The sequence below is a fragment of the Ilumatobacter sp. genome, from assembly GCF_049588435.1.
In the GTDB taxonomy this organism is placed as follows: Bacteria; Actinomycetota; Acidimicrobiia; order Acidimicrobiales; family Ilumatobacteraceae; genus Ilumatobacter_A.
In genome coordinates, this window is record NZ_JBAVYV010000267.1 from 1 (window position 1) to 1,646 (window position 1,646).

Below are 1,646 nucleotides of genomic sequence, written 5' to 3' on the forward strand. Positions count from 1 at the left end.
CTGCCCTGGCCGTTGATCCCGTACTGCTTGCCGAACTCGGACCCGTTCTTGATGAACTCCACCATCTGTTCCTCATCGGTGAAGTGGCTGTTGGTCGACCCTGCGGTCAGGTTCCAACCGTAGGCACCCTGCCCGCTGATGCCCGGATTGCCGTAGCTCCAGCCGAGGGTGTGGCACCGAGCGCAGCTGTAGGCGCCGCTGCCCAGTTCGAGATTGAACAGGGCCTCGCCGTAGGAGATCCCTTCGGCTTCCATCGCCTGGCGGGCCGCCGCCTCGATGTCGGCCTTCGTGTCGGCGGGCAGCGTGCCGGTGGCGCACAACTGGACGTCGAAGTACTCGACCGAACCGCCGAGCGCATCGTCGTCGTCGGTCGTCGCTCCATCGCCGAGTTCTTCGTCCGCGCAGCCTTCGCGCGGGATCTGGATGCTCTTGATGTACTCGATCAGCGTCTGGATCTGCTGCTCGTTCATCGGGCCGCCGCCGATGGTGCCCCAGGGCGACATCGGTGAGAACGGGCGTCCGTAGTTGAGGATGAACTCGACCTCGGAGGTCTCGAAGCGGTACAGGACCGTGTTGAGCGCCGGTGCCTTCCAGTTGACCGCCTGAACGGCTCCGGTCTGCGGGTCGGTCACGGTGAAGGGTGCCTCGCCGCCGGTGGCGGTCATGCCACCGTGGCATCCCGCGCAGTTGAAGCCGCCTTCGGCCGTGGGTGCGAAGAGTTCCTCGCCCCAGGTCGCGAAACGCTTGTTCCAACCTTCTTCGGCTCCGGCCTGACGGCTCGGCTCGAGGACCCAGTAGATCGGCAGGCCGATGACGCTGACGAGCAGCAACGCGACGCCGAGCAACTGCAGGCGTTCGAGTCGCGAACCCTCGAGCGTCTCGTCGTCGTAGTACGCCTTGCGGTTCGGAGCGAGCTCGATCTCGGAGCCGATTTCACTGCGGCCGGCGCGGATGTTGAACAGCGCGTAGACGACGAATCCGATGAGGATGACGACGAACGCCAGACCCGCGATCGCCGTGGTGGTGAGTGCAATCATCAGTGGTCGCCGCCACCTGTGCAGTGGGGGCCTTCAGCTTCCTGTCCGGTGGTGTTGGTTCCGATGGCGGGTCCGGGGACCACGACGCCGGTGTTGATGACGACGTCGCCGCTACCCGAGATGTCGGTGGGGTGCCGGTCCATGCCGCGCGGGGCGGGCCCGGCCTTCTTCTCGCCGACGCGGTTGTACTGCGAGCCGTGGCACTGGCACTCGAACCACTGGCTGGTTGGGCATTCGGGGATTCGGCAGCCGAGGTGCGGGCACTTCTGGCTGAGGATCACGACGCCCTGCTCCATCGCGGAGAGCAGGTTGTCCGGGTAGATGGTGCGCGCGATCGGCAGCGCGTCCGACGGATACTCGGTGATCCAGGACCGGGCTTCGGGGGCGTAGTAGAACCCGCCGCCCTGCTTGATGCCCGCCTTGATCGTGTCGAGCTTGCCGACCGGGACCTGGCCGCCGAAGCCGCCCGTGCCGCTCGGCCACAGGAATCCGACGAACGCGGCAGCGGCGAATGCGCCGAGTCCGGCGCTCATCAGGGTGACCGTGGCACGGTTGAAGAACTGACGACGCGAGACGCCGATCGCCTCGGGATCGGGAGCGACCCAGGGG

At 66.6% G+C, this 1,646-nt stretch carries 2 protein-coding genes; both read right to left on the bottom strand.

Annotated elements, in window-relative coordinates:
* Positions 1–1,037 (bottom strand): c-type cytochrome (locus WBV89_RS10475; protein WP_423981288.1); only part of this gene is annotated, 1,037 nt, incomplete at its 3' end.
* Positions 1,037–1,646 (bottom strand): ubiquinol-cytochrome c reductase iron-sulfur subunit (locus WBV89_RS10480; protein ID WP_423981289.1); only part of this gene is annotated, 610 nt, incomplete at its 5' end. The genes WBV89_RS10480 and WBV89_RS10475, both read right to left, overlap by 1 nt.